This window comes from Nocardioides sp. (assembly GCF_035429765.1).
Lineage (GTDB): Bacteria > Actinomycetota > Actinomycetes > Propionibacteriales > Nocardioidaceae > Nocardioides.
The window spans coordinates 1-6,606 of the sequence record NZ_DAOMFK010000177.1; the positions used below are offsets into that span (position 1 = coordinate 1).

Genomic DNA, 6,606 nt, shown 5'->3' on the forward strand with positions numbered 1-6,606 from the left:
GCAGCGCCTCGACGATGTCCTCGGCGGAGGCGGTGGCGAGGGCCCTCGCGACGCCACCCCGGCCGCTGACGTCGAGCCGGTCGGCGAGCCGGCCGGAGAAGAGGGTGGCCCCCGTGTCGGAGACCACGATGCGGCGGCGCACCTCCTCCCGGTGCAGCCTGCTGAGAGGTACGCCGCCGAGCCGAACGCCGTCGTCGACCTCGGCCGCCGCCATGCCGAGCCGGTCGGCGAGCAGCGCCGACTCGTCGGGCCGGTCCGAGACGATCGCGGTGAGAAGACCGGGCCGGACCCGCAGGCCGCTGCGCAGGTCGGACAGCTCCGAGCCGACCGGGGGCGAGGCGGCCACGTCGGCCGGGTCGGCACCCTCAGGGGTCAGCGCGAGCACGCGACACACCCGCCGCGCGGAGACCAGTCCGCGGATGACCTTGTTGGCGTACTCGGTCGCGGTGCGCAGGGGGATCAGCAGGAACGCGGAGTACCCGTAGAAGGCGACCAGCTCGCCCGGGGTGATGTCGCCGCGCACCGCGGCGTGGGCCCCGAGCCCCACCACCACGACCACGAACACCCCGGGCAGGAGCACCTGGAGCCCGTCCAGGACCGACTGCAGCCGGGCCACCTCGACGCCCGCGCGGCGCGTCGCCTGCGACTCCCGGCGGTAGCGGTCGAGGAAGACCTGCTCCCCGCCGATGCCGCGCAGCACCCGCAGCCCGCCCACGATGTCACTGGCGGTGTTGGCCAGGTGGCCCATCAGCGAGCGCTGGTGGGCGCTGCGGCGCTGCAACGGAGACAGCAGCGGACCGATCGCCAGCATCAGCAGGGGGACGCCGACGAGCACCACCAGGCCGAGGGTGACCGAGGTGGTCAGCAGGATCACCGACACCAGCAGGAACGACACGACCGCCCCGGCGAAGCGGGCGGAGACGTCCATCACCTGGCCGATGTGGGACAGGTCGGAGGTGCCGATCGCGATCACCTCGCCGGTGGACACCCGGCGCGGAAGGGTGCCTCCGAGGTGCACCGCCTGCCGGCCCACCAGCTGCACGGTGCGGTACGCCGCGATCAGCCAGTTCGACACCGCGAACCGGTGCCGGATGATGCCGCTGACCGCCTGGGCCAGCCCGACCAGGAGCATCACCGAGGTCCACAGCACCAGCTGGGAGGTGTCCTTGGCGGCCACTCCCCGGTCGATGGCGAGGCCGAGCAGGGTCGGCATCAGCGCCTGGCAGCTCATCCAGAGGATGCCGAACAGCATCCCCATCACCAGCGTGCGCCACTGCCCCCTCGCCATCCACCACAGCAGCCGCCCCGGCGAGCGGTGGTCGGCGGTGCCGGGGTGGTCGAGGGGGAGCGGTCGCACTCGTCCCACGGTACGTACGCGGACCCCCGGTGGGCGAGTCGATTTCTGCCTAGGGTGGAGGCGTGACCAACGCAACGGGCGCCGCCCTGGTACGACGCATCCGCGAGTCGGTGATCGGCGACGACCAGGTGCTGCCCGGGCCCTACGGGCCGCGCCGCGTCACCTACGCCGACTACACGGCCTCCGGGCGCAGCCTGTCCTTCCTGGAGGACTTCATCCGTGAGGAGGTGCTGCCCCGCTACGCCAACACCCACACCGAGGCGAGCGGCACCGGGCTGCAGACCACCCGGCTGCGCGAGGACGCCCGCCGCATCATCCGGGACGCGGTGGGTGGTGACGAGGACACCGTGGTGATCTTCACCGGCTCCGGCAGCACGGCGGCGATCGACAAGCTCATCGGGGTCCTGGGGCTGCGCGTCCCCTCGGTCCTCGAGGACCGCTACCACCTGTCGTCGGCCATCCCGGCGGCCGAGCGCCCGGTGGTCTTCCTCGGGCCCTTCGAGCACCACAGCAACGAGCTCCCCTGGCGCGAGTCGATCGCCGACGTGGTGACGATCCCGGAGGACGCCGACGGGCACATCGACCAGGTCCGGCTGGCCGAGGCGCTGGACCGCTACTCCGACCGGCGCCTGCGGATCGGCTCGTTCTCGGCCGCGAGCAACGTGACCGGGATCGTCTCCGACACCTACGGCATCGCCACCCTGCTGCACGAGCACGGTGCCCTGTCGCTGTGGGACTTCGCGGCCTGCGGGCCCTACGTGGACATCGAGATGACCCCCCGGGGCCGGGGTCCGCTGGCGTACAAGGACGCGATCTTCCTGTCCCCGCACAAGTTCATCGGCGGCCCCGGTACGCCGGGCGTGCTGGTGGTCCGCCGAGAGCTGCTCGCCAACCGGGTGCCCGACGTGCCGGGCGGGGGGACGGTGATGTACGTCAACCCGACCGAGCACGTCTACCTGGCCGATCCCGCCCACCGGGAGGAGGGCGGCACCCCGGCGATCGTCGAGTCGATCCGGGCCGGGCTGGTGTTCCAGCTCAAGGAGGCCGTCGGCACCACCACGATCCAGGCGTACGAGGAGGAGCTGCTCCGCCGGGCGATGAGCGCGTGGCAGGAGGAGCCGTCGATCCGGATCCTCGGCAACCGGGCCGCGCGGCGGCTCTCCATCGTCTCCTTCGTCGTGGAGGCACCCAGCGGCAAGTACCTGCACCACAACTTCGTGGTCGCCCTGCTCAACGACCTGTTCGGCATCCAGACCCGGGGCGGGTGCTCGTGCGCAGGGCCGTACGGCCACCGGCTGCTGGGCATCGACCTCGAGCAGTCGCACCGCTACGAGGCCCAGATCGCCACCGGCTGCGAGGGCATCAAGCCCGGCTGGGTGCGGGTGAACCTCAACTACTTCATCGACGAGGAGGTCCTCTCCTACGTCGTCGAGGCGGTGCGGATGGTCGCGCGGGACGGCTGGCGGCTGCTCGAGGACTACTGGTTCGACCCGGTCACCGGGCTGTGGCACCACCGAGCCGGGCCGGTGGAACCTCCGCTGCGGCTGACCGACGTGACCTACGCCGAGGACGGCACGATGACCTACCCCCGCCACGAGGGAACGGCCCCGGTGACGGCCCTGCGCGACTACCTGGCCGAGGCGCGGACCGTCCTGGCCGGGGCGGCCTCGCGCAGCGCGAAGAGCGTCGACGCCGAGGACCTGGGCGCGGACTTCGACGCGTTGCGCTGGTTCGAGCTGCCCCGCTCCTGCCTGGTGCGCTGAGCGCCCGGCCCCGCAGCAGCGCAGCGGGAGGGGTCACCGCGCGAGACCGGGCACCACCTCGGCCGCGGGCAGCGCCGCCAGCAGCCGACCGGGCACCAGCAGCTTGGAGTGCCGCACGCCCGACCCGATCACCGCCACCTCGATCGCGACCGCGGCCGGGTCGACCAGCACCCGCCAGGGGGCGGGCAGACCGAGGGGGGTGATCCCGCCGTACTCCATCCCCGACTCGGCGACCGCCCGCTCGTGGGCCAGGAACGAGGCCTTGCGCACGTCCAGGGTGCGCTTGACGACCGTGTTGACGTCGGCGCGGGTGTCCGCGCGGACCACGCAGGCGGCCACGCGCTCCTCCCCGCCGCGGCGCCCCGCCACCACGACGCAGTTGGCGCCGTCGGTGAGGTCCAGCGCGTACGCCGCCGTGAGGGCGGCGGTGTCGGCGAGGGACGGGTCGATCCGCACCACCGCCACCTCCTCGAGGTGGTCCCAGGCCTCGAGCGCGGCGGCCACGGGAGCCGCCACCAGGTCGAGGTGGGACCGGGCGGGCAGCGGCTGAAGCCCCCCCAGCGCGGGCAGGGTCACGGCACCACGTGCACGATCGAGCTGTCCGGCGGGCCCGGCAGCGCCGGCAGGTCCACGCCCAGGTCCCCGGCCAGCGTGGCGCCGGAGAAGAAGCGCTGGTGGCCGCCGTCGCCCACGGCGAGCAGCACCGGGTAGTCGCCGGGGGCGTGCTGGGCCAGGCCGGTCACCTCGACCGACCACTCCCCGTCGGCGCCGGTCCCGGTGGCGAGGGTGAGCGGCAGGACCGTGACCGGGGTGAGGTCGGTGGCGGAGGGGCCGAGCACGACCAGGGAGACCGAAGCGACCCCGTGCGGACCGGCGTCGGTGAGGTGGGCGGTGACCGCCACGGTGTCAGCCGTGCCCCACGTCACTTTGCCGGGGTCGAGGGTGAAGTCGGCGACGACCGGCGCCGCGTCGTCGGGGTCCCCGAGCACCCGGTGCACCGCGACCCCGTCGGCGATCCTGAGGGTGGCCACGGAGGGACGCCACAGCACCTGCTGGCCGACGTAGGCCACCGGGTCGAGGTAGTGGGCCGAGGACCTCGGGCGCGCCCGGTCGGTGGCCTCCATCGAGATCAGCAGGTCCCCGGTGGGGTAGCCGCCGGGCACGCCCAGGTCGGCCGCCCAGCGGCCGTCCCGCCGGGTCCCCTGCACCAGGCTCGCCTCGGCGCAGTCGATCTCGCTGGTCTCACCCAGCGTGGCGGTCCACCCCGACAGGCACAGCCGGGGGCTGCCGGCGACGCCCGTGTCGCTGTCGGTGATCGCGGCCTCGACCCGCATCGAGGCGGCCCCGGTGCGTACGTCCAGCTCGGTCAGCGAGGCGGGCGAGACGATCCGGACCTCCGGCCATTTGTCGTCGGGGGCGCTGTCGGCCACCGTGAGCAGGCCGGTCTGGTAGGTCGAGGCCGGGCGCCCGTGCAGGTCGGTCACGTACGCCGACAGGTCGAGCGTGGCGGCAGGGAACCCGCGGGGCACCTTCTCGGTCGCGGCCCACCAGCCGTTCCTGGGGGTGCCGCTGACCAGGCGGTAGGAGCCCTGGCCGAGCTCGGCGCCGGCCACCTCGTGGTCGGCGAGCGTGCTGCGGACCGCGCTGACCGCCGAGTCGTCGCGGACGTGCAGCCGCACGGTGAACTGCTGGGCCGCCGAGGTGACGTCGACGGCACCGACCGAGATCGTCACGCCGAGGATCTCGGGCGGGGTGAGGTCCCAGGCGCAGCTGTGGAGCAGGTCGACCGCGGCGTAGGCGCAGGTGTCGTCGCCGGCCTCGCCGAAGACGTCGTCGTGCCCCGGTCCCCCGCGGAGCCGGTCGTTGCCGGCCCCGCCGTGGAGGAGGTCGGCCCCGGGCCCGCCGACCAGGGTGTCCCTGCCCTTCTGCCCGAGCAGGGTGTCGGCCCCGCCCCGGCCGCGGATCACGTCGTTGCCCCCGCGCCCGCACATGACGTCGGCGCGCCGGGTGCCCACCAGCACGTCGGCGCGCGGGGTGCCCAGGATCGTGCACGTGGCGCCGGTGGCCGCGCCGGAGGCGGGGGCGCCGACCGGGGCGAGGGCCACGGCGGCCAGGGCGATCGCGGCGGTGCCGATCCGGCCGGACAGGGACCGTGAGGTCATGACCACTCCCATGCAGAGGCTCCCCGTGCGCGAGGCTCGCCGAGCATTCTCACACGGGGAGCGCAGCGGCCGGATCAGTTCTCCGGCATCACCACCCAGAGCACGACGTACACGATGACCAGGCTGCCCAGACCGAGGACGGTGCCCAGCGCGGCCAGCAGCCGGACCAGGGTGACGTCGACGTCGAAGTAGGCGGCGATGCCGGAGCAGACGCCGGCGATCATCTTGTCGTCGGTGCGGCGGACCAGGCGCCGGGGGCCGGCGGGCCGGTAGGACGGCTGCTGCTCGCTCATCGGGTCTCCTCGTGGGTGTCGCTGTCCTGGGGCAGGAACAGGGGCGGTGCGGTGCTGGGCGCCGGGCCGGTCTCCGGCCGCCGGCGCCGGCCCGAGAGCAGCACAGCCAGCAGGCCGGCCGCCCCGGCCAGCACCCAGGGCAGGGGAAGCAGCCAGCGGACGTCCTCGGTGGGGACCATGTCGAGGACCACGGTGGCCCAGATGGCGACCAGGCCGAGGAAGGCCAGGCCCATCACCAGGTGGCCGACGTGGACCGGGTGGGTGCCGCGGGTGGTCTCGGGGGAAGGGATCGTGCTCATCGGGGTCTCCTCGGGTTCACGGGTCACTGGGACTGGGTGCGGACGACGATCTCGCCGACCCCGATCTCGGCGCGCACGGTGAGCGCGCCGACCTCGTCGGGGACGTCGAGACGGGCGGTGACCCGCTTGTCGACACCGTCGTCGCGGGTGCCGAGCACGTCGAGCTGGCCGGGCCCGTTGAGGATCCCCGTGGCTCGGACGTCCAGGCCCTCGGGCACGATGACCTCGACCCGCCCGACGCCGGCCGCCACGTCGAGCTGACGTCCGTCCAGGGCCGCCGGGTCGGCCACGGCGCTGAGGTCCACGACCAGCTCGCCGACGGGGGTCCAGTAGCGGTCCTGCACCTGCGCGGCGACGGTGGGCTCCTCGCGCACGTGCCGGGTGTCGAGGTTCTCGGCGACCGCAGTGGCCCCGAGGGCGGTGGCGGTCACCAGGCCCAGCAGGATCAGACCGCCGGCGCGGCCGTAGAACGCGCCGACCAGGAGCATCGCCCCCACGAGGGCGGTGGCCAGGGCTGGGTACGCCGAGATCGGCACGTCGGCGCCGGCCACGTCGACCATGCCGAGCACGCCGACGGCCAGGGCGACCAGGGCCAGGGTGAACCAGAACAGGACCGGACCACGGCGGCGGGGGTCGCGAGGGCGAGGGGTCGGTGGGGAGGGGGTCGGCAGCGCCGGGGGCGGCGGGCCAGGACCGGGGGGGGCGGCCGTCGGTGCCGCGCCGGCGTACGGG

Annotated in this window: 7 protein-coding genes; 1 reads left to right on the plus strand and 6 read right to left on the minus strand. The window is 74.2% G+C overall.

Features of this window, described 5'->3' with window-relative positions; translation table 11 throughout:
* The coding region (locus tag PLP61_RS13645; protein ID WP_324503287.1) for an ABC transporter transmembrane domain-containing protein at window positions 1–1,357 on the minus strand (1,357 nt) is incomplete at its 3' end.
* 62 nt (window positions 1,358–1,419) lie between these two features.
* Here PLP61_RS13645 and PLP61_RS13650 point away from each other — a divergent pair.
* Window positions 1,420–3,120, plus strand: coding sequence for an aminotransferase class V-fold PLP-dependent enzyme (locus PLP61_RS13650; protein WP_324503288.1), 1,701 nt, complete (start codon window positions 1,420–1,422; stop codon window positions 3,118–3,120).
* A gap of 33 nt (window positions 3,121–3,153) precedes the next feature.
* On the opposite strand, the gene PLP61_RS13655 is transcribed toward PLP61_RS13650, so the two are convergent.
* The 5 genes from PLP61_RS13655 to PLP61_RS13675 all read right to left on the minus strand — a co-directional run.
* Window positions 3,154–3,696 carry a YbaK/EbsC family protein gene (locus tag PLP61_RS13655; RefSeq protein ID WP_324503289.1) on the minus strand — a complete coding sequence of 181 codons (543 nt, stop codon included), beginning with the start codon at window positions 3,694–3,696 and terminating at the stop codon, window positions 3,154–3,156.
* Window positions 3,693–5,282 (minus strand): calcium-binding protein, encoded by a 1,590-nt coding sequence (locus PLP61_RS13660; protein ID WP_324503290.1) that lies wholly within the window; start codon window positions 5,280–5,282, stop codon window positions 3,693–3,695. The genes PLP61_RS13655 and PLP61_RS13660 overlap by 4 nt, the downstream gene beginning before the upstream one ends.
* Before the next feature lie 74 nt (window positions 5,283–5,356).
* Window positions 5,357–5,575 carry a PspC domain-containing protein gene (locus PLP61_RS13665; protein ID WP_324503291.1) on the minus strand — a complete coding sequence of 73 codons (219 nt, stop codon included), beginning with the start codon at window positions 5,573–5,575 and terminating at the stop codon, window positions 5,357–5,359.
* Window positions 5,572–5,874, minus strand: coding sequence for a hypothetical protein (locus PLP61_RS13670; protein WP_324503292.1), 303 nt, complete (start codon window positions 5,872–5,874; stop codon window positions 5,572–5,574). Before PLP61_RS13670 ends, PLP61_RS13665 begins: the two co-directional genes overlap by 4 nt.
* A gap of 23 nt (window positions 5,875–5,897) precedes the next feature.
* Window positions 5,898–6,606, minus strand: a 709-nt coding sequence (locus PLP61_RS13675; RefSeq protein WP_324503293.1) for a hypothetical protein, incomplete at its 5' end; no start/stop codon positions are given.